The organism is Pseudomonas sp. IT-P12 (assembly GCF_949767465.1).
Lineage (GTDB): Bacteria > Pseudomonadota > Gammaproteobacteria > Pseudomonadales > Pseudomonadaceae > Aquipseudomonas.
Genome location: NZ_CATKPY010000022.1, coordinates 224,075 through 248,336 on the forward strand (window position 1 = coordinate 224,075; position 24,262 = coordinate 248,336).

The following is a 24,262-nucleotide window of genomic DNA, read 5'->3' on the forward strand; positions in this document are numbered from 1 at the left end:
CCAGTTATCGATATTTTGGTGCTGTGCCTTCCAGCACCGAACAAGCAAACTCAGACAAGATACTTCATTTAATAGAACAGGTTACAAAATGGACGACGAACGATTTGTGTTTGAGGCGCTCACCCGATTCAACTACTTCCCTAATCAAAAGCAGGGAGTAGGCGAGATTCCACCGATCTTCAATTCCAGACGATTCACGCCCGAAGTGGTTCTTCGAATCATCCAGGAGCCAGATGCATGCGATGAACGTGCAAAGGACCCAGATAACAATAAGGTAGGAAGAGCTTCGAAGGGATTTGATTTTGCTGAATATGCGTCCACACGGTACAACAACGTCCCCAGACTTCTTGGCATTCCCCATCCACAGGCATACGGGCGCCTTGCAAAATGTATCTCAGAAAACTGGGAGCACATTCGGGGAATCTGCGATAACGAAAGCAGTAAAATCAAACCATATTTCCATGTCGACAAACGACTGGTAGTAATGAATTACGACAGTTTTCGAGAGAAAGTTCTGGAGAAAAGCAAGGCGTCATTTGCCAAGCGTTATTTGGTTAACACAGACGTTGCAAGCTGCTTCAACTCTGTCTATACGCATGCTATTGAGTGGGCTGGAATGGGTGAAGAAGAAGCTAAGAGACAGCTTGGGGTAAAAGATAACAGCAACAAGCACTGGTCTACAGACTTGGATAAGTGGCAGAGGAATACACGGCGCCTTGAAACTCAGGGCATTACGATCGGGCCGGCCACATCGACGGTCATCGTAGAACTCATACTAGGTGTAGTAGACGAGAGGTTACGTGTAGCAGGATATGATTTTGTCCGGTATGTTGATGACTACGTTTGTTATTGCGCAGACTCATCGGAAGCTGAACACTTTCTGCAAAAACTTGCCAGCGAATTGAAAAAATTCAAATTCTCATTAAATTTATCTAAAACCAAAGTCGAACAACTGCCCGCTGCAATTCAAACGGACTGGGTGGCAAAGCTTCATGCCGCGCTCCCTCAAAAAGTTGGCGAAAAAATGAAGTACGATTCAGATGACACGATTCACTTTTTAGAATACGCAATCTCACTAAACAATCAAACGCCGGATGGAAGCGTATTAAAATACGCCATGCAGCAACTAATCCATCTGCTTAATGATGACTGGATTAGAGTTATCACTGACTATGTAACAAACTTGAGCTGGCATTATCCGCTACTACTTCCATACTTGGGGATAATTTTCGAAAAATATGAAATCCAACACTCTGATTACGAAGAAAGGCTAAACCAAATCATAATCGAAAATTCCAAAAATGGACGTTCGGATGGAATGAGTTGGCCTCTATATTTTATCGGCAAGCATGGACTGACCCTCAGCAACTTAGCAGAAGCGGCGGTTATCAACTCTAAAGACTGCTTGTCAATGTGTATATTGATGGAAATTACCGGTTGGACAGAGAACCTACAACAAGTATCCGAAAGCCTAAGCGAACTTGATGTTTATCAAAAAGATCGGCAGTGGGTTTTTCTTTATCAAGCTTTTATCAAGGGATATATACCCAACCCTTACAAGTCGCCCGTATTCGAAATCATGAAAAATTTGGAGGTTGACTTCATGCCAACGGAGGGAAATGAAAGCAAAGCTGAATCGTATTGTACTCATCTGGAATTCGCAGATTTGTTTGAGCCAGAACATGGCCCATATACATTCGAAGAGTTCTTACAACGGAGTAAGCCCTGAAATCATCCGTTTATGTGAAGGCGCGAAAGATTAAAATTGGCAGCTTCAGGCACTGGATGATCGCCAGCTTTTGGTCGAAACCCGAAGAGGGTATCGTTTCCGACCAAAAGCTTTCACTCTAAAATTGCACACGGCAAAACTTCTGACCGAGGTGCCATCTGACTAATAGCTCACTTGAAATTCTGCTTGATTTCTAGAGAACGGTTCTGAGGATTAAAGAAGCGAGACACAACCATGCCACTAGACTCGAAATCAGGGTGAATTTCAGATGTGGCGAATATCACCTGGTAATCTTTTGTGTATTTACTACATTCTCTAACTATTAAACTCTGCAAATTATGACTCCTGTTTTGTTCCATCCCGCCGTCGTCGATACCGTCTAACATCATGAAGCGAGGGACCCGCATAAATTCCAATTCAATGCTCGTTGTTAGTAGAGCCAGATGAAAAATATGCCGTAGAACCACAGTGGAACTCTCTGAAAAATTTCCTGAGTCGTTTACATAAACTGAGTTTTCTTCGAAGTCGTAACGAACTTTGTTGGCATTTATAAACTCTGGCTGTAGCGGAAGATCTTCTTTCAACAATCTGATCATGTGTTTTTCAATCGTTTTGGAAACCTCAATCTTCCTACTCGCCTGAGCGGCCTCCAGGGATTCAACGTCATTTTCCAGCTTGGCGAGTTCACTTGCTAAAATATCTCGCTGCTGTTGAAGTTCTTGTATCACTGCGAAAAGCTTCTGCTTTTCATAGGCCTGCTGAATTTCTTGATCTAGCACTCCTAAATCGCGGCCTCCCTTTTCCAAAACTGCTTCGATATCGGAAGACCAAGTCATGGCGGAGAGCTTATACTCTTTCTCCAGCTTTCTAATTTCTTGGGTTGCGAGCGGGATATCTTTTCTCAGCTGAGCTGCTTCCTCTTCTCTTAATTCTAAGAGCAATTTTGACTCTTTGATCTGAATGCTGAGCTCGTTTCTCATTCTCAACAGTTGTGAATCCCCAGTATCGTCAATCTTTGACTTGCAAAGCTGACATGAATGATCATTCATATCAGGCTTAATCTCAGAAAGACATCCAGGACAAAATTGAAATGAAATCGCCCCCAAGTACTGTCTTGTCACTTTCGACTCATCGAGACTTTCTAACCTAGACTCTAGCTCCCTTATAAACACCCTCGAATCAGCCACTTCCAAATCTAATGCAACAAGTGCGTCTTTCAATGTTGTTTCATAACGTTTAGCACTATTTAGTCGAGTCCGTAGACCATCACTCAACTTAGATATGTCTTTTGACTCTTTCGTAGTCAAAGATCTATCAGTTTTTACCTTGTTGATATATTCAATTAAAGCTTCTCTTTTCGATTCCAGTTCTGAAATCCCATTTTGAGACGCTTCTATGTCCGGAGTCTGCCCTGACTGACCAAGAACCTTAAATATCCCACGCAGCTCTGCAACTTTTTTATCAAGAGACTTATTTATCTCTCTAATTCTCAGCTGCGCAGTATAAAGCTGGTCGTTATATACCCCACATAAATATCCGCCGACTGTGTCCCGCGTTAGCGCACTATCAAAATTATCCATGCGAAATATAGGACTATGCACCGAAGGCTGATCAGCATATAGAACACGCAACAACTGGTGCATTGTTAGATTTGCAGCTCCATGCCCCTGAGCTTGCGGTAGGTCCAAAGCTGCAAAAATTGCTTGAGAAAAACTAATTTTAAGCTCTGATCGCTTGAAAGGGTAGCGTTCCCAAAGATCTGGTCCAGCTTTAACAGCATCTTCCACAGTACCCCAGAAAATGGAGATTGGTCGCTGAGGCTCGATACTAACTTCACGTAAAAGGGTGACCGGTTCTCCATTCAAATGGAGCTCGACCATAACTGAAGAGCATTCAAGCGCGTGAGGTTTCCAGCGGATATTTTCTGCACCCATTGAATAAGCCAGCATATCCATAATGGTAGTCTTACCTGAGGTATTGCGCCCTCGGATAATATTTATTCCAGAATGGAAAGCGCAATCGAAAGCGCGATGTCCGCCCTGAAGGACGATCAATCGGGTAATTTTAATCGTGGGCTTAAGGAAGGTCATATCGGTGCTCTAATAGCTCAGAACGATGCTTCAGACCATTGATTCCACGTAGAGGAATGGCTGAAAGCTCATTTGTTAAAAAATCTATTAACTCTGCGTGTTCTAAAATATAATTTTCAATATTATCTTTCAGAGTACTGGGCATATCACGCTCGTCGGCGCGTTGTAGAATTCCTTGCTCATAGGATTTTACATCTACAATTCCAAGCGCAGCGATACTTCTCAGCGCTGCATGTTGTATTTGAGCCATGTCACGGAAGGCTGCTTTGGGATTGAGCGGATTACGATAGGCGTTAGTGAGAGCCTTGGCTAAACGTCGGCCATTGGACCCACTTGGAAGCCGGATCTCGCCTATGGCAGAAGGAAAAACTTGGTAAAAATCTAACAATCTCGCCTTATCTATTTCCAATTCAGGAATGGACTCAATGAGTGCGAGCATTCTAAATACGCAGTGATATGCATCAAACGCCGGGTGATAGATCAGCATCCTTATCCCACCTTATATGGCAATTCCCTGCCAGAAAGAATAGCAGCCCGAGTAAATCTTTCACCGTAAACTCCATGAAATTTTCACCAAGCATGGACTTTATTGCCTGAAGCGCCCGATTAATACTCATATCAACGGCTTGACGGTCGCCCCCTCCTTCAATAACGGGAGTGACAGTTAGAACGTAAATCGTATGAAGCTCATCAAGAAGTATTGTGTATACCCGCTGCGCAGTTTTTGAAGATTGAAACTTTAAGATAAGCTTAAATGCTGTTTCTTTTTCTTTCAACGCGAATCGCAGCATGTCTAATCGATTGCTTTCCCGAAGTTTTTCTTCAAGACCACGCACATCCCCGTCAGTCGGAGTGGCCATGTAGTGTTGAAGCTTGCGTGAAAAAGTATTATCAGAAGGATCTCCTATACCGTCAACTTTCATCCTTTCATAAAGAATCGCCAATTCTTCAATAGATTCATGATTTATTATTTTAATTTCGGTATTGTTAATATCCCGCCCGGCCATACTGCCGCCGACCTGATTTGATGACTGATTAGAAAACACTTTCAGTCACGCTTTGTTGTTTTTATGAATATCACCACCAGCCATGTCTCCCCCAACGCTATTGTTCCGTTGAGTAGTGGTTGTTTTTCTTGAATTGTTCGTTGACCGATTGGAAATTACTACCTTCAACGTCCATCCAGCGCTTAGCCCAGCAATGAATGTCAAGGCATGTGTAAGATATTCCATTATCGATCCCTCGCTTTAATTTTGAAGTGCATTTTTTGAAAAAAACGGCTGCAAGCGTAGCCTATGGCTATCATCGAGTCTACCGCAGGAAATGGCCGGACTGTGCCTTAGGCGAAGGTCTGGTTTTGGCCGATAGCTGCCGCTCTTGACCGTCCGCTTTCGGCCAAAAGCAAACGGTCATGCCCAGCCGTCTCAGCTATCTGCCAGGCGATATAGTGCTTGGGCATGAGATGCCGTTAAACCAGCACGTTGCAGATTTCGGCGACTTTGGGAGCTGGGCAGCGCTGTCGCAGCGACCCAGTGGCAGCCATGCTTCTTTGCTTGCTCTATTCGGTGAGAAATCAGTGCGCCGTGATAGCCACAGCCCCGGGCATCCTTTCGGGTTGCTGCCGTTCCAAGGTAAGCAATGCCGTTGCTGGCCAAGTACATCGCAGCCCCTGCTACCACCGCCCCCTCCGCTTTCAAGACGTAGATTTTCATTCGTCCGTCAGGCCTCTGCCCTGCAAAGGAAGCCTGATTCAGCAGCCGATGCTCCGGCTTGGTATGAAAGCCGCCCGCATGCACTTCTGCGAATAGAGCCAGAGTCTTCGACGTGACCTCTTCAATTTCGAATGAGTGACGACTCAAAACCACCTTTTCAATGGCACAAGCGAATTGCAAGTGAGTCCACCCCCTCAAACGCTCAAGCCGTGCTTCACCCACAAGAGCGTATTGCTCAAGTGCCGAAGGTTTTCCGATAAGAGGGGTTACGGGCGAATGCTCCGCTGACTCATTGAGCAGTTTCAACACCGCCAGAGGATCACCGGCGATATCACCGTAGATGCGGTTGAACATTGGGCTAGGCGATGCGCTCACTTGAAAGCATGGAAAGTCTGCATTGAAAAAAACACGTGCACCGTAAGGATTTCCGCTGACCTCGGCCAGGCTCTCAACTCGCGAACGTAAATATTCGCTTTCTGCGGCCTCAATCTTAAGAGCCAGTTCAACATCCATATTCGCGGTTCCTTTGAAATGTATCAGGAGCGGTAAAGCGCATCGAACAATACGCTCGAGTCCTGGTACGTACCAGTGGCCGGCTTAGCTTCGGTTTCTGCGTTAGGTCGTTTTCTGCCTCTCGCGACCGGCATCAATCGGCCATTAGCTACCTGTCGCGTCCAGCGTCAAACCTTGAACGTCAACCAGGCTCCCCAGAACAAGCTGCTGAAGAAGCGCGTAGCGTCCCCGAATCCGGCCTCGTTCAACAGTTTTTGAACCGCCGCCTCAGAATGTGGCGGATCAGCGCCCTGGAGGATTTTCCCCAGTTTGACCGTCACTTCATCCGGGCTGGCTCCTTGCTGCCGCCACCGCTGGCCCCAAGCAGCCAGCAATAGCGGTTGGCTGGCATAGGCGTACTGATTTCCCGCGACAATCAGCGGCGCGCCCGGCTTCAGATGAGCCTGAACGGATCGCAAGAGTTGGCGCTTGGCATCATCACCTTCGAGATGATGCAGGACGCCGATCAAGGTGGCCGCGTCGTAGGACTGGTCTGCGTCCATATCTTCAACATGTCCAAGATGCATTTCCGTTCTTTCAAGCAAATTGTTCGTCTTCAACTGGTGCTTCGCAGCTGCCAGCATTGGCTCGGATGGATCAACGGCAGTAAAGCGCCAATCGGGCTCCAACGTCGCCATTGCTATTATTTCCTGCGCCGTGCCACCAGCGCCAACGACCAGTATCTTCGCCGAGGCTGTAGTGCTGAGGCTTGCCGCCAGCATGCAGGCAGCAAGGTCGTGACAGGCGTCATAGCCTGCCAATGCAATACGGCTCTGTCGTCCGTACTCATTGGCCCGTGTGGTATCAAATTTTTCAGCGGGATCGAGAGGTAATGATTTCAAGGTGGTGCTCCATGTCCTTGAATCAAATTAGGTCATGTATGGCGATAATAAAAATTCATTAATTTTATGCAATGCATTCCTACAAGGAATATTACTAGTGCTCCTAACTTTAATAGTCAACCGTTAGCTTTGGGTCGGTTAGCGACCTCCACGCATTGCGACTGATCCACCCTTGTCCCTCCTCAACCTGGAGGACAAGCCATGAACACTATCGCTTTACATCGCCATCAGCCTTGGAACAAGGGAAAGCTTATAGGGCAGAAAGCCCCGCTTCGAGTCAGAGATATCTGGGCCATTCGGGTCAGGCTTCAGCTCGCGGAGAAGACACGGGATCTGGCTCCCTTCAACTTGGCCATCGACAGCAAACTGCGTGCCTGTGACTTAACCAAACTACGAGTACGTGACATTGCGCATGGGGAGCATGTTTCGTCACGGGCCATCGTGATTCAGCAGAAAACTCAACACCCAGTGCTGTTTGAAATTACTGAGCAAACACGAACAGTTCTGGAGTCTTGGATGCGTCAGGCGCATCTTCGCAGTGAGGATTATCTGTTCCCGACGCGATTGCATGACTCAGATCATCTCTCCACCAGGCAATACGCTCGAATAGTCAAAGCATGGGTAACAGCCATTGGACCTGACCCGACGATGTACGGTACCCACACGCTACGGCGAACCAAGGCTTCGTTGATCTATCGCAGAACCAAGAACTTAAGGGCAGTTCAACTCTTGCTTGGTCATACGATACTCGAAAGCACCGTCAGGTACTTAGGCATTGAGGCAGACGATGCTCTAGAAATGGCAGAGCAGAAAGACGTGTAATCCTCCACTGCGAAGGTCTGGGCCAGACCGTCGCTTTCCGCCCCATAGCTGCCGCTCATGCAGTCGTGCCCCAATAGAAATGGATGTACTCATTTTCATATTCCGCGAACAGCGAAACGATGAACTCCGTCTTCATTGAGTACATCAATAGCGCTCCAACGAAACCGGTCGACTCATGCAGCGGTTGTTTGAGCGGAGCGATCAAATCGATCGCCTGCTCCGCTACCATCTGATTGAAAACAGCTTCCGAGATCTCCTCAAACTTAGCGTCGGAAACGTATCCCGCGAAATAACTTTCTCCTCTAGGCCACCAATCGATCCATTCCGCGAAAAGCCAGAAATTTAATCCGTTCTCGCCTTGCCGCTTGCGGACTCTGGTTATCCTGATGCGCTCCTCGGATGAGTGGGTTCGAAAGGCGCTTTGTGGGTAAACGGTGTAGTAGATACCGGGGCAATGATTGTGCGCTGTCCAAAAAGTCAGTTGCTCACTGGAGAGTTGATCAAAGTCGCTTCTGTCGAACATGGAAGAACCTAATGTTGGCGTCGTACCAGGTAAGAGCGCCCGATAGTAGCAAAATGCAGGAAGATCTTTTTCGGGGACCGTCCGCTGTTGGCCGATTGCAGTCAGTCACGACTGACCGAAATCGAGCGCAAAAGCGCTCATCGAAAATCCCGACTTTGTTTTTTAAATTTAGAAGCTATCCAGACTGACGTTAATACCAGCACGTTGGGCCAGCTCAATGATTTCTTCCACCCGTCCCGAGTCAACGATAAAACCGTCGTAATTTTCACCTCCTGAGTCTAGGTGAAGGTACCGCTTACCGAACCGAGTCAGCCATCTATCAAAGTCGTTAAGCACTTCAGACATCGATGAGGTGCCGTTATGCACGTAGGCGTAAGGCTCCTTCAGGCCTATGGCCTTTGTCAGATAGGGAGCCAGATACTCAAACCCGTCGTACCCTTTCCAATCGACACTTAGCAGAACGAGGTATTCAAGTTTCTGTCCCCTTGCATCATCAAGCAATCCATCTGAAAGAGCAGTGCAGGCGCCTTCCCCCAAAGCGTATTTACGCATGATGCGCCTGATAAGCCTGGTGCTTTCATTTTCTGGAGCGAATGCCAACAGTGCTTGAGCAAGAGCCTTAAGGGCCTGTCCTTGCTTTGGATCTTGTGAGCCAGGCCGAAGCTCTTTCATGATCGCTGTAGTGCTGAGGTTGGTCTCATCGGGTGGAGGCATGGTAAAGCGTCCACCAAACAACCGATCAAAAATGCCCATATCATTCCCTTTTGTTAATCCCTTGCGGGAAATCCATCTGCTGTTTTTACTAGCGGCAGTTGCTGTTTTCCGGCCTGTATCGCGGTAAAGCTTACTGCTCACAGATGAGGCCTGTCGATCGACTGGCCGATTTCTGCTTGTCGCGAAGGGCTGAAAACGACCCATAGCTGCCGGTCAGCATCGGCGGAAATTGGCCGAATTTGGACATCTAGACGAGGCTATTGTGTCCGCTTTCGGTTTTCTTCATGGTTGTATTAATTGCGCTCTACACAGACCTGCTGAAACCACGCGGAAAAATTTGGCCACCTTTCATTCGTCGCGCCATTGTGAGACCAGTAACTTACCTCACCGGTTTGTGAGACCCAGAAGTAGTCGCCATTGTCTTCAATGAAAGGGAGCCAGTCCTTTGGTACACCGCTACGGTTCCATGCTGACTCGGCAATTTGAAATATGTCGAGATAGCTGCTCCCAGGAAGAATAACAGCGGGTTCAAAATAGGCATTCGCCACGTCACTTCCTCCCTTTAAAAATTCGGCATAGGCGGGAGGAAAATGGAAGTTAAGCTTACGTTCTGCATCTGCGATATCTCCGTCGTCAGGGATGCGGAACGGATCGCTAGTCATAAACGAGGCACCTTACGCTTGGATTAATGAACAAACTGTGTGGTTCCGTCAGCGGAACCTGAGGCTATCGAGTGGCAGCAGAGCTTTCCAGTGACTGCATTTGGCCGGATTCAACCGGTTGACGAAGATTGGCTAAATCGGTCAGCGGAGCATTTTCAAGCATTCACAATGATGCAAAAAAGCAGCTTGATATCGGTAGTCTCGTTCTGGAGTTCGTGTTCCTTTTGCGACAGGCTCATGGAGGCTTTGGCCCAGCTATACGCTTCTGATGAAGGAAGCACTGAAGTGTCAGTGGTACCTTGGTGCATGTCGGAATGTCCCAACCTGCCGTCTGGGTAGCGTAACCACCCCTCCCATCCGATCAGGATAGCGCCGGTTACCTCCAGGAGTTGCAAAGCTGTAATCGCGTGGGGATAGGGAAGAACCAGTTCGCTTTGAGATACGGATAGCCGTTGCAAGTCAGCCAGTGTCATCGGGATATCCTTGTGTCATGCGTACGGTGTTGCGTGTTGAGTAGTTTATGAGGAAAGGCCTACTCGACTGAACGCATATATAGACTATCAATGCATCACAGTATCGTCAGCTTCTGGCCGTTTTCTGCCTGTCGCAATCGGCTGCAATCGGCCGATTCTGTTGAAAAAGTCGGCCATGTGTTGCGCATCAGAAAAGTACGCGTCCGAGATTGAAATCTTTACTTTTGGCAGAGGCTTCCGGACTCGGATTTCACGTAGCAGCGTGCAAAAAAGGTGTTTTCGCCAGTCAATGATCAGGCCGTTTGGGCAGACCGGCTTTTTCAACAGAATCGGCCATTAGCGGACCTAGAAGCTCCTGCAGTTAGACTGCTTTGGGCACGGTTAAAATGAAACAGGGACGGATCGTTCAATAGCGCTAGCTAAATCATCCAATTCGCTCGCGGATAGGCTCTAAACGTCCGCTAATGAATTTGAAGCGGCGGAGTTAAGCACTGCGTGCGCTTGTCATCATCAAGATAATAGAGTCCGTCGATTTGCCCCGTCATCTGTGCCATTCCAAGCAAAGGCTCGGATTCAAACGTGATCGGAAAAACCAAGCGTGCGGCTTCACCCTGAATCCAGTCCTCCCATACAGCTTTGATAACTCCTCCCCAAAAGGTCATGGAGGACCCATCGGGTAAAAACAGGTTAGGTTGGATATGACCGATGTCGTCGGTAAGACTCCAGTACACATACCCAGCGTAACTGGCTCCATCAGCGCCGCGAAAAACTGTTCTCACCAGCACAGTCGTATCGCTCTCTTCCAGGCAGGGACGAACAATTTCCCAGTCATCATCGTCCATCGGGAAATACCAGACACCGTGCTCTCGGAAGTCTTCCTCAGTTAATTCATAAATTAGCTTGCCTTGCATGCTGACCCTCCATCTACGCCGCCGAGCTCATCCATTGCCCGCCCTGAGGCAACGTTACTTAGCCTTTAAGGCGTTGTCGATCATTCTAAGGAGCGATTTGCACACGGTCTGGGGAATGCTCGACGTCCGCTTTTGGCCCAGAGTGTGTAAAAACTCCAAAGCTAGTTCGGATGATTAAAAATCGCCTCCAAAACGCGCATTGCCGCATCTGTCCGGCGTCAGTAGGATTCGGTCATCGATGACAAAAATGGATCTTTAAATGGAAAGCAAGCCGAGACTGGAAATTGAGCGCGTTGCGTATCAAGAGTTTTTAACTCTTTGGGAACGCGGGGCGTTCGATAATCAGCGCTTAGGCCAAGCGTTCTATAACCATTTTCGGCTTCATCGTCTGAGCGACCAAGCACGCCTGTTCGGTCTCTATGAAACTGATGGAGACAAGGCCATGACCGCGATCTCCCGCCTGTTCCAAATCTGATAACTCCGACCCCGCGTTTCGCGAGAGCAGGGTCAGCCTTGGGTTCAAAAGCCCTGTCGAACTGACGCTCGCGGTGCTGATGAACCCGTTCAGGGTGATCGAAGTCCGTGATTAGGACGGCTCATGTCTGTGCCCCTGTTGCCGATACCGTTTTACCATCAGCGAAGGTGTTCGTATTCAAATGTCAAACATTTCTTCCGTTAGCTCAGTTGGCTTCCAGGCCGTGATAGCAAGCCCAGTGAAATCGACAAGTTTTGAGCCGACCAGTCAGGCCAGCATGAATAGCGGGGAAGACAATCCGTCGACCAGGGTAGAAATATCCGCGGAAGGGAAAAAGAAAGCCGACGAGGATAAATATGCAGATATCGAAAAGACGAGCCTGCCGGATGATGTGAAAGAAGCGCTAAAAAATATTCGAAAGCTACAAGAGCGCATTGCAGCCAAACGCCAAGAAATCCAGAAGATAATGGAGGACGATTCTCTCTCGGACGAGATCAAGAAGTCCCGCCGCGGAGCTGCGTTGGCAGAGCTTCAGGTCATGGAGTCAGCGATGTCTGATGCGATGAATGCTCTCAACACCAGGATGAGCTCTCACAATCTCAACGCTGAAGACCGAGACTTGGCAAAAGGGCTTGTCGGCATGAAGTAGTTTGGCCAAAAACGACACGCAAGCCTTGACAGGCTGGGACCGGTAGCCGTTCGCCCATCTTGAAGTGGACCAACACGAAAGGAACAAATTGGATCAATACCTTGATCCATGGCACCTATAAATTTGGCGATTGTTCGGGATAAGCCGCCTTTATCAATCCGAGGCCATCCCATTTTACATACCCAAAGGAGCCTCTATGTCTCGCGCTAATTGGTTCGAAGTCTCACCGGGCGCGGCGAAAGCCATGACCGGCCTGCACCACTACGTCACCAGTGGTACGAATCTTCCTCCCTCGTTGATCCACCTGGTATTTCTGCGGGTTTCGCAAATCAACGGTTGCGCTCATTGCATCGACCTTCACTCCCGAGACCTCATCAAAGAATACATGTCGGTAGACAAAGTCCTCTTGATACCAGTCTGGCACGAAGCGACCTACCTCTTTTCTGATCAGGAACGTGCAGCATTGGCTTGGGCAGAAGAAGTCACCCGAGTCGGTGAAACCCATGTATCGGACGAAGCTTATGCTGCTGCCTCAGCGGTGTTTGAACCTAGGGATCTGGTGGACCTTACCGCGACAATTGCCGCCATGAACGCCTTCAACCGTATGGGTGTCACTTTCAGGTTGAAGCCAGCTGCTAAAGCCTGACACTTGAGGTCGTGCCCCCTATTGTTAAAGGTAGCACGGCAACAACACTCAGTGGGCCATTACGATGAGTGATCCAAAAGCTCTGAATGTACCCATTTCCAGTTGATTCGAACGACCGCTTTTGGCCGAAAGCGGCCTGCTGTGAAGGGCAGAAATCGGCTATAAGCGGACCTTGGCAAGGACTGCTAACGGCCGAAGCCTGCCATTTGAGATGTCCAGCTAACGATCAACATCAGGCGTTCAAATCAACCGCTAAACACCGTGCGCTGCGATGAACATTGCGACGGCCGACCGGCAATAGGATTCGACTTCATTGTCGTCCTTTGCCTTCGCCTCATCGAAGCGGGCGATCATCAGAAGATCAGACCCTTTGATAAGCGCGGCAAACAAGCGGGCAGACTCCAAAGGGTCGGGCACGTTTAGCATCGCCTCCGCGTGCAACTGACGCAACAGGGCCTCGATCTGGGCAGTGACATAGGCGGGACCGGCTTCGTAATGGAGCTTGCTCAACGACTTTTGCTTCGTCTTGTCGACCATGATCATGGCTTCAACACTGCGCACTTCCGGACTCAACAACGTGCGCAGCAGGAATGTCCCCACCGCCATGAGCTGATCTGCAGCCGAACCGTCGACGCCTTCAACAATGGCCTGTGGTGCAAACTGATGACAATGGGCCGCGATGGCCGCGCTGAACAGCGCCTCCTTGTTCTCGAAGTGTCGGTAGATGCTTAGCTTGGATATTTTTGCCCGCTGGGCGACCTTGTCCATTGTTGTCGCTTGAAATCCCAACTCCACAAAAAGTTCGCCGGCGGCGTTGACGATCGTTTGGCTGAGCGCCTCGTTGGCTGGCCGGCCGCGCCGGGTCTGGGTGATCTCGGTCATAAAATTCCAGTACTTGACGGTATCGTAATTTAGGTATTATGGTACTCGAAAGTATCCAAACAGTAAAACCCGAGTCCCTTCAGCCACAACGCGGAGCCTATCACCATGAATGACGTCATCATTATCGGCGGCAGTTTTGCGGGCCTTGCCGCAGCTCTCCAGCTTGGTCGTGCACGCCGAAGTGTCACCGTTCTCGATACCGGCCTTCCGCGTAATCGCTTCGCCGACCACTCGCATGGTTTGCTTGGCCACGATCACAAGCCACCGCTGGAGATTCTGGCCGAAGCGCGGCAACAGTTGGCGCGCTACCCTACGATCAGCCTTGTCACTGCCCGGGCCGAGAGTATCTCCGGCAGCATTGACGATTTCACCATCCTCACTGGTGATGGCGAAAGCCTCAGAGCACGCCGCCTGATCTTGAGTTATGGCGTCGCCGACCAGATGCCTGAACTTCCCGGCTTTGCCGAAGGCTGGGGAACCTCCATCGTGCCCTGCCCCTATTGCGACGGCTTTGAAGTTGCGGGCCGGCATTGGGGCCTCATCTGGTCCGGCCCGCCCTCGCACAACTACGTCAGGCTATACCACGACTGGACCGACACACTGACAGTCTTCGCCAATGGTCAAGACATTCTGCCCGACATCCGGGCCGATCTGGCACGCCGCGGCATCCCGGTCGTCGATGGCCGGATAACCGAAATCGACCATGACGAGAGCCACGACACCACCGTCAGGCTCGACGCCGGCCCCCCTGTTGCGGTCGACATCCTGTTTGCGCATCCGCGCAACAAGCCGTCCGCACGTCTGCATGAATCATTGGGCCTCGCCACAGTCGATACGCCCCTGGGCATCGTCCTCAAGGTCGACGAGCGCCGCGAAACCAGTGTGCCCGGCGTCTACGCTGCCGGCGATCTCGCCAACCCTCTCATGGCTACTGTCAGCACGGCTTCATGGCAAGGTGCGATGGCGGGCATCTTCGCCCAGCAGTCCATGCTCGTGTGAGAGCAAGCAGCATCGATCACGGCAATTTCAATTTCACAAGAGACGCGAGCGCCACCATGGAAGTCCTGAAGAAATTCAAGCCGCTAGACGATAAGTTCCCGCTTGAGCGCCAACTCGGCATCTCGGCCGCGCCAATCGTACTTATCAACATATTCACGGTCGGTTCCGCCGACGAAGCGGGTTTCCTGGATGCCTTCAAGGCGGCAGGCGAAATCCTGAAGAAGCAGCCAGGCTTCATCTCCACCCAACTGCACCGAGCGATCGGTGATAGCCCGACCTTCCTGAACTATGTGGTGTGGGAGTCCACCGAGACGCTCCGCGATGCCTTCGCCCGTCCCGAATTCGTCGCGAAGGTTTCGGCCTATCCGTCATCCGTCGTAGCCACCCCGCACCTGTTCCAGAAGGTCGCCGTCCCCGGCTTTTGCACGGCCTGACTCCGGAAATATGGCAAGGCGTGATGGCCGGTCCTTCGCCTAGCAGTCGATGTCGGCTTGAGAGCACAGCTTGGACATGAGCATGGAGGCGTACATGTCCAAGACCAGAAACACCGAAGCCAGCATCAGCATTTCTCGCCCGACCATTTTGAAAAAGGCTGACACACATGGAGTTCCAACACGTCACTTTCGACCTGCCACACGGAACCTTTCATGCGCTGAAGGGAGGGGATCCCGATGGTCAACCGACGATCGTCTTGCACGGTTTCCCAGATCATCCGCCGACCGCGAAGCTCTTCCTTGCCGAGCTCGGCCGCCGTGGCCGTCACGTCGTCGCACCCTGGCTTCGCGGTTACGCGCCGTCCCCGACTGCGGGGCCGTTCGACTTCGCGGCTCTCACCAGCGACGTGCTCGCGCTGATCGACCGTTGGTCTCCGGGGCGCCCCGTGGAGTTGATTGGCCACGATTGGGGCGCCCTGATCACCTATGATGCCTGCGTCACCGCACCGGAGCGGATCGAACGCGCAGTCGCGCTCGCAATCCCTCATCCACTCACGTTCATGAGCCGGCTGACGCACCTCCCTCAGCTACGCCGGAGCTGGTACATGGGGCTCTTTCAACTGCCTGGAAGCGGCTGGATCGCCACCGCCCGCGATCTTGCCTTCATCGACAGCCTCTGGCGTCAATGGTCGCCCGGTTTCTCGCTCGATCCCGCTCTCAAGGCAGAGCTACATGAGCATCTGCGCAAGAGCATGCCTGCGCCCCTAAAGTATTACCGGGCGATGCTGCGCCCCGGCATGATTGGTGCGACGCGACGCATGTCTCAGCCGATCACGATGCCCCTGTTGCAGCTTCACGGTGCCAACGACGGCTGCATCCTCCCAGCGCATGTCGAAGACCGACATCGGTTCGCCGCCCAGCACGCGATGGAAGTCGTCCCCGGCGTCGGTCACTTCCTGCACATCGAGGCCCCTGAGGCGATCGCGGAACGGATCGCGATATGGGCCAAGTAGCCCCTTCCTCCTTGCCTCGATCAAAGGCTAGCTGGTTAAAAAAGAATCAAAACGAGGATATGTCATGACAGAGCAAAAAGCCTATCAGGTCGCCGACTGGAATGGCGAAAGCGGAGAGTACTGGGCCGCCAAACAAGCCCGACTCGACGCCATGTTTGCGGTATTTGGTCAGGCCGCGATAGAAGCCGCGGCGCCCGCCACGGGCGAACGCGTGCTTGACGTCGGTTGCGGCGCGGGCGCGTCGAGTCTGGCTCTGGCCGCTCGCGTCGGCGCGGGCGGACATGTGCTGGGCGTGGACATATCCGAACCGCTGATTGGACGAGCGCGCGAGCTTGCGCCGCAGGATACGCCGGTCCTGTTCCAGGTGGCCGACGCCAGTAGCGCCGAGCTGCCCCAGGGCGCGTTTGACATCCTTTTCTCGCGTTTCGGGGTGATGTTCTTCGACGATCCGACAGGGGCGTTCGCCCATATGCGACGCGCGCTCCGGCCGGGCGGGCGGGTCGCTTTCATCTGCTGGCGCGGCGTGGCCGAGAACGATTGGGTGCGCCTGCCGATGGGCGCGATCAAGGGCATCGTCCCGCTGGCCGCACCGCCTAATCCCGAAGCACCCGGACCATTCTCGTTCAGTGACCGGGGACGCGTGACACGTATCCTGACGGCCGCTGGATTTACCAATATCACTTTTGCGCCGTTCGATGTTTCCATCCCGTTCGGTGAAGGCGAGACTCGGGATGCGGCGATCGATGACGCGGTGAGGATGGCGTTCGAGGGCGGTCCGCTGTCGCTAGTGCTGGCGCAACAAACCGATGACATCCGCGCCCACGCCTCGGCTGCGGTTCGCGCCGCCTTCGCCGGCCTCCCCGGCGAGCGGTCGGTGATGATCGACGGCGCGGCGTGGATCGTCATGGCATGTAATCCGGCAGCCAGCGCCTGTTAGCAGGGATGCCGCCCCCCACGCTCAGTAGAGCAGTGCAACTTAGGTGAGTTAGATTAACGTCCCTTTTGGTTTGGTGATCCATCCTTGGCAAAAGCGATACCGTCCGCTTCTGGCCAAAACCGGAACGCGTAGCCGATTCAAACCTGCGTCCAGGGCCATTGATTGAATTCGTTGCCGACACGAGGAGGGACCATGAACACCACAGCCATTCCCGAAGGTTTCACTCCGTTTACCCGCAGCAGTCCGTTGCTGGATTTGCTTGGCCCGATCTACGCGAGGGGCCAGGGGCTGGAGTTGGAACTGGGATTATTGACTGACTCACGCCATGCCAACGGCCGCGGCACGTTGCATGGCGGTGTGTTGGCAACATTAGCCGATGTGGGGATGGGTTACGCCATGGCATTTTCCAGCGACCCTCCGCAGCCGTTGATTACGGCGAGCATGACCCTGGATTATCTGGGCGCCGTACACATGAATGAGTGGCTGCAAGTGCGGCTCGAGTACTCGAAAAAAGGACGGCAACTGGCATTCGCGGCCGTCAGTTTGCATGTCGGTGAGCGAAACGTTGCGCGCGCCAGTGCGGTGTTTGCTGTGCCAATGAGTTGAACGGCGTAATAGTCCAACGATTTCAACACCCTGACCCAACGGTCCTAGGACGTTATAAATCATCCTACAAAAACCTCGGAATCCATCACCTACCCTCCCCCGCCCATGAACGTTAAAGTCCACCGCATCGCCCCAAAAGGCGATTCGGGTTTGGCGACCCGGGATACGAGTGCGAGGAGCCTGCTCTTTTGCAGGCGTCATCGCCTCCGCAAAACCGCTTCACCATGGCGGTTGTGCGCGGGAGTCCTTCGGGTCTGCCGGGTCCCTCGTACCGGTTCGCCAACCTGCGCACAACTGCCACCCATTCGCTTGGCGACGATCCGCCTTCACGCTTTCAATCATACCAAGGCATTAAAAGACTGCGTCGACGTATGAGTGTCAGCCTCTGACCCGCGATTTAAAGTGAGCTGCAGACAGTCACCAACATGAGGTTGCTATGAAAATCAAACAGCTCTTGTGCATGATTTCACTCGGCGCATCTTTCATCGCGAACGCAGCGGAATTTTCCCTTGCCAGCACTGATATTGCTCAGGATCAACCGCTGACCCGGCGTGAGGTCTTCAAGGGTTTTGGTTGCGATGGAGACAATGTGTCCCCCCAGCTCTCCTGGCGCGACGCACCGGAGGGAACCAAAAGCTACGCCATCACTGTATTCGATCCTGACGCCCCCACCGGCAGCGGCTGGTGGCACTGGACAGTGGTCAATTTGCCCGTTTCGGTCACGAGCGTTCCGCGAGGCGTGGGTTCAAACCTGCCCGCTGGAGCGGTGCAGGGGCGTACCGATTATGGTCAACCTGGGTTCGGCGGCGTTTGCCCACCCGCGGGTGACAATCCCCATCATTACCAATTCACTGTGTGGGCTTTGAAGGTCGAGACCTTGCCACTGGACGCACAGGCCAGCGGGGCGCTGGTGGGGTTTTTACTCAATGCCAACGTTTTGGCCAAGGCGACGATCACGCCCACCTATCAGCAATGACGCTGCACAAGGCGGCTCACTGATTTTTTCAACGAATTCAGCCGATAGCTGCCCGTTACGAAGGGCCGCACAACCCAAACCGCCCGGTCAGCATCGGCAAAAACTCCTCGTCGGGTGACACGTCGAGGAAAACGCGAAGGGTGTGCACTGACAACGGCGGGTCAAATCTGAGACAGACCGCCGTCAACCATCAGTTCCACACCGTTGACATATCTCGCATCAGCCGAAGCCAGGAACAGCGCCGAGCTGGCGATTTCCTCGGGTTGGGCCATGTAACCCAGCGGCGTGATGCGCTCCACGTGTTCGCGCAACGCGGCGATCTCGATCTCGCTCATCTTCAATCCATTGTCCATGAGCGGGGTGCGGGTGAAGCCGGGGCTCAACACGTTCGCGCGGATTTTGCGGTCTTTGAGCTCATTGGCCCAGGTGCGTGCAAAGGAGCGCACCGCAGCCTTGGAGGCGTTGTAGAGACTCAGCCCTTCCATGCCGTTGCTGGAGCAGATCGACGCGGTCAGGACGATGGCCGCGCCGTCTTTCATCAAGGGCAGGAGCGTCTGAACGGTGAAGAAAACACCCTTCACGTTGACGTCGAACAGGCTGTAGTAAGCGGCTTCGGTGGTTTCGCCCAGTGGATTTTTCTCGCAGATGCCCGCGTTGGCAAAAACCGCGTCCAACTGATCGTCTCGGACTTCAATCGTTGCTTTGAGCTTATCAAGGTCGGCCTGCTGCGAGACGTCGGAAAGGACCGCAACGGCCTTGTCGCCGAGCTCGGCGACCGCAGCCTCCAATGTGCCCGCTGAGCGACCCGTGATGTAAACGCGTTTTGCACCCTCGGCGATCAAGCCTTGCGCCATCGCAAAACCGATGCCGGTGGATGCGCCGGTCACGACGGCGACCTGGTTGTGGAATTTGCCTGACATGTTGACTCCTCGGTTACGGATGCGTGGCACATCCAAAGCAACATTCTGGGCGTTATTCCAGGGGGACAGCACTGCCATAAATGAACGTTGGTTTTACATTCCTGTACATGCGCACGAGCGAAATACGCGACTGCCCGCGCTTCAGGCATACAAGGGTTCACCTTCGGCAACGCGCCTTCTGAGCTCAGCCATGAAGGTTTCGTCGCACTCGGTGGCCCAGCTGGGTCTGAGCTGAAAATGCGGCAGGTCGACGATGGTTTCCCAACTGCCTCCCCACTCCAGCCCGAGTTCCTCACCCAGCAGCCCCACCGTTTTGTAGTGGGGTGATTCCGGCAGGTACTTGCCACCTTCAAACACCCCGACATCGAAGGCAATGGCGAAATTGTGGTTGGAAAAGCCGCCCTTGGCATTGGTCACTCTTTTGCCCGGTGCAGTACGCCCTTGCGCATAGAGTTGGTCCTGCTCTTGATACGTCCTGAAACCATTGATGATCTTTATTTGTATGCCCCTGAGGGCGGCCTTGTGAACCAGCGCTCGAGCGAGCGGCTGGACTTCGGGCAGCAGGGTCGCAATGTTTTTTTCGCTGCGCGAGTCGACCGGCTGAATGTCGGGTGGCGCTGCACCGTCGTTGGCACCCTGACCCGGGGCCATGAGCGCGACGTGAATGGCCTCCCAGGTTTTCGGCCCTGCCCGGCCATCCACATGGAGACCCAAGCGGCGTTGAACCGCGCTTATCAAATTTTCAATGGTCATGGTTGCATTCCTTTGTTGAGGCGAGGCGATTCATATCCCCCGAGAACAGGGCTCGGGGCAATCGGCGACCTTGCCGCTGGCCGCGACGCAACGACTTTAAAGAATGCCCACATCGACAAAAACCCGAGAATCGCTACCAGGTTTTGCGCCGAAATCTTGCGCAATGAATGGCCGCCCCCAAGCGTTCATTCACGCATCGCCTTGGCTCACCGATAACCTTTTCGTATGATTGACAACCCCCGATATTGTGGACTGTCCAGTCGTGAGCCCTTCACCGAAAAGTGCTACCCCACCTCCCGCGCCGATGGGTGGCAGCAAGGGCAGCCTGAGCGACGCTGTCGCCCGGCTCTCGTGGGACGATCTGCGCATCATCAAGACGCTCAGCGAATGCGGCAACCGCTCCGACACCGCGAAGAAACTCGGGATCAATGTTTCGACCGTATCGCGCCGGGTGGCTCAGGTTGAGAAGACGCTGGGGGTGGCTCTGTTCGATCATCGTCGCTCTGGCTACATGCTCACCGCTGAAGGCGCGGAACTGCGGGCCCTGGCCGAGCGCGTGGAGCTCGATATCGTCAGCGTTGCCCGCCGTGTATCGCGCACCGATCAGGGGCCGCTGGGCAAACTGCGCATCACCACCAGTGACTCGCTACTGTTGTACTTCCTCACCCCGATCATCGCGGACTTCAAGGCGCAGAACGAAGGAATCACCATCGAGGTGCTGGTGGGCAATCAGACATTGAGCCTCGCCCGCGACGAATCAGACATCGCCATCAGGGCAACCAGAAACCCCTCGGAAAGCCTGGTGGGGCGCAAGCTCGCGAACATCGCCTGGGCAGCCTACGGCAATGCAAAGATCGCCCCCGCTGCGCAGCCCTTTGCCGAAGGTCAGGCGTGGGTGTCCTACTCCACCGCCTTGGGTGGTCTGAAGGCAACGACCTACGTCGACAACCGTGTAGAACCCCATTGTATTTCCTACCGCACCGATTCCGTCGCGGCCGCGAGCGTTGCGATCGCCGCAGGCCTGGGGTTCGGGTTTCTACCTTGCATGTTGGGCGATATCACGCCCGGGCTGGTGCGCGTCGGCCCGGTTGTGCCCGAGCTTCAGGACGAGCTGTGGTTGCTCACCCATCAGGACATTCGCAAATCGAGCCGGGTCAAGGCGTTCATGAGGTTTTGCACCGCCGCAGTCGCCGAGCGCAAGCCCTTGGTCGAAGGTCAGTTGAGTCTCCCGGTCACCTGAAGCGCAACCGGGAGCCATGCTTAATCGGCTTTAGCGCCAATGACCGCCTTGCAGACGATTTCAATCAGCTGCGAGCGCTGTGCCAGCCTGGACACGCCGATGATGTTGCTGGCGCATTGTGGTCGTTCGCTGGCGAAGGCAGCCTTGCGCACGGGGCCTACCACGGCAAATGCCGCGTCCATGTCCAGCACGTAAAGGGTCTCTTCAACGACGTCCTGCAGTGTTGCGCCGTAAAGTGCCAGCAACTTCGAAATGTTGTCGTAAGACACGCGCATCTGTTCCCCCATCCCGGAGAAATCGCTCGGCTTGCCGTTGTCATCCAGCGGCGCGGGAGCGACCAGGTTGCCCTGTTCATCGTGGTTGAACTGGCCGGAAATGTAGATCTCGTTCCCCACCCTCCTCGCCTGCGGATAACCATAGCTTTCCTCCCATGGCACGCCCCAGTAAGCGGTCTTTTCATTGAACGGTTGTGAAGCTGACATAGCACTCTCCTGACGCTTGTCAGACTGCCGGTTGGCGACAGTCCGAGTGGTTGGTGAGGCAGAGACTACCAGCGCAAACCCGTTGCAGCGCTCGCATTATTGCGCCATTCAAAGTGCATTAATGCGCCACTGAGTGAGGCGCAGATCCGTTAGTTTGTTGCTCGGTCGACACCCCGACGGTGGTGGTCAACCTCGCCAATTCTTCATGTCGAACAAGGGAATCACGATGAAGAGTGACACCTGTGCTACCCCCATCAATGTTCTTTCTACGGCCACCGGCCCGCTGAAACCCTGGCAGGAAAGAAAAGCCAAGCGATTGATGCTGGATCACCTGGACACGGGGATTTCGGTCACACAGCTTGCGGATGCATGCGCACTGTCGCGCAGTCATTTCACCCGCAAGTTCAGGCAAAGCACGCAGATGCCGCCCACGCAATGGTTGCGTCAACAGCGGATCAGAAGGAGCAAGCAGCTGCTGCAATCCTCGACGATGCTGCTGACCCAGATTGCGCTGGAATGCGGGTTCTGTGATCACTCGCACTTCTGCCGGATCTTCTCGCAGGCCGAGGGGATGACGCCGCTGACGTGGCAACGCAGGATGCTGGCGGAGGCCTGAGCCTGGTGGGGCGCCCGAAAAACAGCGGTATGAAAAACGGGCGCCGAGGCGCCCGTTTTTCATGTGATGGATGAGGTGCTTCCCTCACCCGCTGTCCTTCAAGCCTGCCCGTCCTTGGCCAGCATCGCTTTCGGAATCAGCAGGATCAGCGCGCAGCTCACCAGCAGGCAGGCCCCCAGCACATAGGTGCCGTTGTTGATGTCGCCGGTCAGTGTTTCGGCCGTGGCGGTGATCATGGAACCGGTGAACCCCGAGAGGTTGCCGATGGCGTTGATCATGCCAATGCCCGCCGCGGCGGCCACGCCCGACAGCACGGTGCCCGGCAATGTCCAGAAGATCGGCATCAGGCTCAGCAGGCCGGAGGCGGACACGCTGAGGAAGAAGATCGACACCGGCAGGTTGTGGGCGAAGATCGCGCTGCAGATCAGGCCGATCCCGCCGATGAACGCTGGAATGGCCGCGTGGTAGCGGCGCTCGCCGGTTTTGTTGGAGTGCCAGGCGTTGAGGGTCATGGCGACGATGGCCGTGGCGTACGGAATCGCCGTCAGCAAACCGATGTGCAGGGTGTTGGAGATACCCGTGGCCTTGATGATCGTCGGCATCCAGAACGCCAACCCGTAGAACCCGGTGTTAAAGGTCAGCAGGATCAGCACCAGCAACCACACGCGACCGTTGAAAATCACATCCCGAAGGCTGGAAGCCTTGGAGGTGTTATCGCGGTCGAGGTTGTTCTTGAGCATGTTCTTTTCAGCGGCCGTCAGCCACTTGGCGTTGTCGATCTTGTCGACCAGCAAGGTCACCACGATGACGGCCATGATCAGCGACGGGATGCCTTCGATGATCAGCATCCACTGCCAGCCGGCCATGCCGTGCACACCCTGCATCGCCCCCATCAACCACCCGGACAGAATCCCGCCCAGGGTCAGGCTGATCGGCATGGCCATCAGGAAGCCCGCCATGACCCGGCTCTGACGGTGCGTCGGGAACCAGTAGTTGAGGTAGAGAATCACCCCCGGGAAGAAACCGGCTTCGCAGATCCCCAGCAGGAAGCGCAGCACGTAGAACATGGTTTCCGATTCGATGTGGAAGAACTTGGCCAGCGGCACGGTAAACGCGACGGCCATGGAGACGATGCTCCAGCTGATCATGATGCGGGCAATCCAGAGCCGCGCGCCAAAGCGATGCAGGAACAGGTTGCTGGGGACTTCGAAGAGGAAATAACCCCAGAAGAAAATGCTTGCACCCAAGGCGTAGACGGTGTTGCTGAATTGCAGGTCGTTGAGCATATCGAGCTTGGCAAAGCCGATGTTGACCCGATCCAGGTACGCCGCCATGTAGCAGAACAGCAGGATCGGCAGGATGCGCAGGATGACCTTGCGGTAGGTACGATCCTCGGAGGTAAGCTCCGCCGAGCCCTCTCCTGCGAGAGGACGCTGAGATACTGATTCCATGTGTTGACCTCAAGGCATGTCGTCATGCCGATTGTTTTTGTTTTGGCTTGCGACCTTGAGTTCCCTGGAGTGACCTGAGCCCATCGGCAGGGATAAAAGGAATCTGCAAGTTAGCCTGTTACCGGTAACATTTTAATTTAGCCATTAGTTCCG

28 protein-coding genes are annotated in these 24,262 nt (G+C 53.5%); 13 read left to right on the top strand and 15 right to left on the bottom strand.

The window, feature by feature from the left end; genetic code table 11:
• Positions 1 to 88: 88 nt before the first annotated feature.
• Entirely contained in the window at positions 89 to 1,729 is a 1,641-nt protein-coding gene (drt4, locus tag ACM6IM_RS15685) for an antiviral reverse transcriptase Drt4 (RefSeq protein ID WP_414865634.1), read from the top strand.
• Between the two features lie 170 nt (positions 1,730 to 1,899).
• Here the strand turns inward: drt4 and ACM6IM_RS15690 are convergent, their stop codons facing one another.
• The 5 genes from ACM6IM_RS15690 to ACM6IM_RS15710 all read right to left on the bottom strand — a co-directional run bounded on the left by ACM6IM_RS15690 (position 1,900) and on the right by ACM6IM_RS15710 (position 6,925).
• Entirely contained in the window at positions 1,900 to 3,819 is a 1,920-nt protein-coding gene (locus ACM6IM_RS15690) for an AAA family ATPase (protein WP_414865635.1), read from the bottom strand.
• Positions 3,806 to 4,306, bottom strand: a complete 501-nt coding sequence (locus ACM6IM_RS15695) for an ABC-three component system middle component 5 (RefSeq protein WP_414865636.1) — start codon at positions 4,304 to 4,306, stop codon at positions 3,806 to 3,808. The genes ACM6IM_RS15690 and ACM6IM_RS15695 overlap by 14 nt, the downstream gene beginning before the upstream one ends.
• Positions 4,281 to 4,865: an ABC-three component system protein gene (locus tag ACM6IM_RS15700; protein WP_414865637.1), complete on the bottom strand. Its 585-nt coding sequence runs from the start codon at positions 4,863 to 4,865 to the stop codon at positions 4,281 to 4,283. The genes ACM6IM_RS15695 and ACM6IM_RS15700 overlap by 26 nt, the downstream gene beginning before the upstream one ends.
• Before the next feature lie 378 nt (positions 4,866 to 5,243).
• Entirely contained in the window at positions 5,244 to 6,044 is an 801-nt protein-coding gene (locus ACM6IM_RS15705) for a GNAT family N-acetyltransferase (RefSeq protein ID WP_414865638.1), read from the bottom strand.
• A 167-nt stretch (positions 6,045 to 6,211) separates the two neighbouring features.
• Positions 6,212 to 6,925, bottom strand: coding sequence for a class I SAM-dependent methyltransferase (locus tag ACM6IM_RS15710; protein WP_414865639.1), 714 nt, complete (start codon positions 6,923 to 6,925; stop codon positions 6,212 to 6,214).
• A 201-nt stretch (positions 6,926 to 7,126) separates the two neighbouring features.
• Between ACM6IM_RS15710 and ACM6IM_RS15715 the strand changes: the two genes are divergently transcribed.
• Positions 7,127 to 7,747, top strand: a complete 621-nt coding sequence (locus ACM6IM_RS15715; RefSeq protein ID WP_414865640.1) for a tyrosine-type recombinase/integrase — start codon at positions 7,127 to 7,129, stop codon at positions 7,745 to 7,747.
• Between the two features lie 55 nt (positions 7,748 to 7,802).
• Here ACM6IM_RS15715 and ACM6IM_RS15720 read toward each other — a convergent pair whose 3' ends face one another.
• From ACM6IM_RS15720 to ACM6IM_RS15740, 5 genes are all read right to left on the bottom strand, one after another.
• Complete coding sequence (locus tag ACM6IM_RS15720) at positions 7,803 to 8,270, bottom strand: hypothetical protein (RefSeq protein WP_414865641.1); 468 nt, start codon at positions 8,268 to 8,270, stop codon at positions 7,803 to 7,805.
• Between the two features lie 168 nt (positions 8,271 to 8,438).
• Complete coding sequence (locus ACM6IM_RS15725; RefSeq protein ID WP_414865642.1) at positions 8,439 to 9,125, bottom strand: hypothetical protein; 687 nt, start codon at positions 9,123 to 9,125, stop codon at positions 8,439 to 8,441.
• 152 nt (positions 9,126 to 9,277) lie between these two features.
• Entirely contained in the window at positions 9,278 to 9,646 is a 369-nt protein-coding gene (locus ACM6IM_RS15730; protein WP_414865643.1) for an SMI1/KNR4 family protein, read from the bottom strand.
• Between the two features lie 155 nt (positions 9,647 to 9,801).
• Complete coding sequence (locus ACM6IM_RS15735; RefSeq protein ID WP_414865644.1) at positions 9,802 to 10,119, bottom strand: hypothetical protein; 318 nt, start codon at positions 10,117 to 10,119, stop codon at positions 9,802 to 9,804.
• 461 nt (positions 10,120 to 10,580) lie between these two features.
• Positions 10,581 to 11,030: a hypothetical protein gene (locus tag ACM6IM_RS15740; RefSeq protein ID WP_242154687.1), complete on the bottom strand. Its 450-nt coding sequence runs from the start codon at positions 11,028 to 11,030 to the stop codon at positions 10,581 to 10,583.
• A 259-nt stretch (positions 11,031 to 11,289) separates the two neighbouring features.
• On the opposite strand from ACM6IM_RS15740, the gene ACM6IM_RS15745 reads away from it, so the two are divergent.
• The 3 genes from ACM6IM_RS15745 (at position 11,290) to ACM6IM_RS15755 (ending at position 12,800) form a co-directional block, all read left to right on the top strand.
• Positions 11,290 to 11,505 carry a hypothetical protein gene (locus ACM6IM_RS15745; protein WP_414865645.1) on the top strand — a complete coding sequence of 72 codons (216 nt, stop codon included), beginning with the start codon at positions 11,290 to 11,292 and terminating at the stop codon, positions 11,503 to 11,505.
• Between the two features lie 181 nt (positions 11,506 to 11,686).
• Positions 11,687 to 12,154, top strand: coding sequence for a hypothetical protein (locus tag ACM6IM_RS15750; protein ID WP_414865646.1), 468 nt, complete (start codon positions 11,687 to 11,689; stop codon positions 12,152 to 12,154).
• A gap of 196 nt (positions 12,155 to 12,350) precedes the next feature.
• Positions 12,351 to 12,800 (top strand): carboxymuconolactone decarboxylase family protein, encoded by a 450-nt coding sequence (locus ACM6IM_RS15755; RefSeq protein ID WP_201190543.1) that lies wholly within the window; start codon positions 12,351 to 12,353, stop codon positions 12,798 to 12,800.
• Positions 12,801 to 13,052: 252 nt separating this feature from the next.
• Here the strand turns inward: ACM6IM_RS15755 and ACM6IM_RS15760 are convergent, their stop codons facing one another.
• Positions 13,053 to 13,682 (bottom strand): TetR/AcrR family transcriptional regulator, encoded by a 630-nt coding sequence (locus ACM6IM_RS15760; protein ID WP_201190544.1) that lies wholly within the window; start codon positions 13,680 to 13,682, stop codon positions 13,053 to 13,055.
• Between the two features lie 105 nt (positions 13,683 to 13,787).
• Here ACM6IM_RS15760 and ACM6IM_RS15765 point away from each other — a divergent pair, with 105 nt between their 5' ends.
• The 6 genes from ACM6IM_RS15765 to ACM6IM_RS15790 all read left to right on the top strand — a co-directional run bounded on the left by ACM6IM_RS15765 (position 13,788) and on the right by ACM6IM_RS15790 (position 18,647).
• Positions 13,788 to 14,681 (top strand): NAD(P)/FAD-dependent oxidoreductase, encoded by an 894-nt coding sequence (locus ACM6IM_RS15765; RefSeq protein WP_414865647.1) that lies wholly within the window; start codon positions 13,788 to 13,790, stop codon positions 14,679 to 14,681.
• 56 nt (positions 14,682 to 14,737) lie between these two features.
• On the top strand, positions 14,738 to 15,115 hold the full coding sequence (locus ACM6IM_RS15770; RefSeq protein WP_414865648.1) for an antibiotic biosynthesis monooxygenase family protein: 378 nt from the start codon (positions 14,738 to 14,740) through the stop codon (positions 15,113 to 15,115).
• A gap of 167 nt (positions 15,116 to 15,282) precedes the next feature.
• Positions 15,283 to 16,128 carry an alpha/beta fold hydrolase gene (locus ACM6IM_RS15775; RefSeq protein WP_201190547.1) on the top strand — a complete coding sequence of 282 codons (846 nt, stop codon included), beginning with the start codon at positions 15,283 to 15,285 and terminating at the stop codon, positions 16,126 to 16,128.
• 64 nt (positions 16,129 to 16,192) lie between these two features.
• Complete coding sequence (locus ACM6IM_RS15780; protein WP_414865649.1) at positions 16,193 to 17,065, top strand: class I SAM-dependent methyltransferase; 873 nt, start codon at positions 16,193 to 16,195, stop codon at positions 17,063 to 17,065.
• Between the two features lie 192 nt (positions 17,066 to 17,257).
• Positions 17,258 to 17,671, top strand: a complete 414-nt coding sequence (locus ACM6IM_RS15785; RefSeq protein WP_201190550.1) for a PaaI family thioesterase — start codon at positions 17,258 to 17,260, stop codon at positions 17,669 to 17,671.
• A gap of 436 nt (positions 17,672 to 18,107) precedes the next feature.
• The gene (locus tag ACM6IM_RS15790; protein WP_201190552.1) at positions 18,108 to 18,647 is read left to right on the top strand and encodes a YbhB/YbcL family Raf kinase inhibitor-like protein; all 540 of its coding nucleotides are present in this window, start codon (positions 18,108 to 18,110) and stop codon (positions 18,645 to 18,647) included.
• Positions 18,648 to 18,808: 161 nt separating this feature from the next.
• On the opposite strand, the gene ACM6IM_RS15795 is transcribed toward ACM6IM_RS15790, so the two are convergent.
• Together ACM6IM_RS15795 and ACM6IM_RS15800 are read right to left on the bottom strand one after the other, a co-directional pair.
• Complete coding sequence (locus ACM6IM_RS15795) at positions 18,809 to 19,567, bottom strand: SDR family NAD(P)-dependent oxidoreductase (RefSeq protein ID WP_414865650.1); 759 nt, start codon at positions 19,565 to 19,567, stop codon at positions 18,809 to 18,811.
• 141 nt (positions 19,568 to 19,708) lie between these two features.
• Positions 19,709 to 20,320 (bottom strand): M15 family metallopeptidase, encoded by a 612-nt coding sequence (locus tag ACM6IM_RS15800; protein WP_201190556.1) that lies wholly within the window; start codon positions 20,318 to 20,320, stop codon positions 19,709 to 19,711.
• Between the two features lie 304 nt (positions 20,321 to 20,624).
• On the opposite strand from ACM6IM_RS15800, the gene ACM6IM_RS15805 reads away from it, so the two are divergent.
• Positions 20,625 to 21,560 (top strand): LysR family transcriptional regulator, encoded by a 936-nt coding sequence (locus tag ACM6IM_RS15805; RefSeq protein ID WP_201191114.1) that lies wholly within the window; start codon positions 20,625 to 20,627, stop codon positions 21,558 to 21,560.
• 20 nt (positions 21,561 to 21,580) lie between these two features.
• Here the strand turns inward: ACM6IM_RS15805 and ACM6IM_RS15810 are convergent, their stop codons facing one another.
• Positions 21,581 to 22,042, bottom strand: a complete 462-nt coding sequence (locus tag ACM6IM_RS15810) for a RidA family protein (protein ID WP_414865651.1) — start codon at positions 22,040 to 22,042, stop codon at positions 21,581 to 21,583.
• A gap of 226 nt (positions 22,043 to 22,268) precedes the next feature.
• Here ACM6IM_RS15810 and ACM6IM_RS15815 point away from each other — a divergent pair, with 226 nt between their 5' ends.
• Positions 22,269 to 22,658, top strand: coding sequence for an AraC family transcriptional regulator (locus tag ACM6IM_RS15815; protein WP_414865652.1), 390 nt, complete (start codon positions 22,269 to 22,271; stop codon positions 22,656 to 22,658).
• A 98-nt stretch (positions 22,659 to 22,756) separates the two neighbouring features.
• On the opposite strand, the gene ACM6IM_RS15820 is transcribed toward ACM6IM_RS15815, so the two are convergent.
• Positions 22,757 to 24,109 (bottom strand): MFS transporter, encoded by a 1,353-nt coding sequence (locus ACM6IM_RS15820; protein ID WP_201190560.1) that lies wholly within the window; start codon positions 24,107 to 24,109, stop codon positions 22,757 to 22,759.
• Positions 24,110 to 24,262 lie beyond the last annotated feature (153 nt).